Origin of the sequence: Photorhabdus heterorhabditis, from assembly GCF_001280945.1 — a bacterium.
Classification (GTDB): domain Bacteria; phylum Pseudomonadota; class Gammaproteobacteria; order Enterobacterales; family Enterobacteriaceae; genus Photorhabdus; species Photorhabdus heterorhabditis.
The window spans coordinates 1-909 of record NZ_LJCS01000197.1; the positions used below are offsets into that span (position 1 = coordinate 1).

Annotated in this window: 1 protein-coding gene; it reads left to right on the forward strand. The window is 55.4% G+C overall.

Going from position 1 to position 909, the window contains the following annotated elements; all coding sequences use genetic code 11:
- Positions 1-909 (forward strand): condensation domain-containing protein (locus tag AM629_RS21290; protein WP_235525585.1); only part of this gene is annotated, 909 nt, incomplete at both ends.

The following is a 909-nucleotide window of genomic DNA, read 5'->3' on the forward strand; positions in this document are numbered from 1 at the left end:
AACGTACCCGGATTCAATCCGACTATTGGCGCACCATGCTGGCTGACGCGCCGGTTCTGCTGGATCTACCTACTGACCGGCCCCGTCCGCCTGAGCAGTCGTTTGCCGGACATGTCGTGCCGGTTGTTTTGGATGCAGAGTTAACGGCAGCCCTGAAACGCCTGAGTGAACAGCACGGTGTCACATTATTTATGACGCTGTTGTCCGCCTGGTCGATAGTCCTGTCGCGCCTGTCAGGTCAGGAAGATGTGGTGATAGGCACGCCGAGTGCCGGTCGTGGTCGTCAGGAAGTGGAACCGTTGATCGGATTCTTTGTGAATACGCTGGCGTTGCGTATGGATTTATCGGGTGAGCTGACCGTGACGGAATTACTGGCGCGTGTACGGCAAACCGCCTTAGCGGCACAGGAGCATCAGGATTTACCGTTTGAGCAGGTGGTGGAAATTGTGCAGCCGCCGCGCCGACTGGCGCATACGCCGTTGTTCCAGGTGATGTTTGCCTGGCAGAACAATGAAAATACGGAATGGAAACTGCCGGGGCTGGATGTATCAGCAGTCGATCAGGTCCTTGATGTTGCCAAGTTTGATCTTGATCTTAGCTTGTCGGAAGAGGCGGGCGGGATTGTGGGTACGCTGGGTTATGCCACCGCGCTGTTTGATCAACCGACCATAGAACGGCAGGTGGGATATCTGCACACGGTACTGCAAGCCATGGTTGCTTATGCTCAACAGCGGATCGGGGAAATCAATATCCTGTCCCCGGCAGAGCGCAGGTTGTTACTGGAAACCTGGAATGCGACGGAAACGGCGTACCCTGACCCGTGGTGTGTTCACCAATTGTTTGAACAGCAGGTAGAGAAAACCCCGGACGCGACGGCGTTAGAGTATGAAACGCAGACGCTCAGTTATG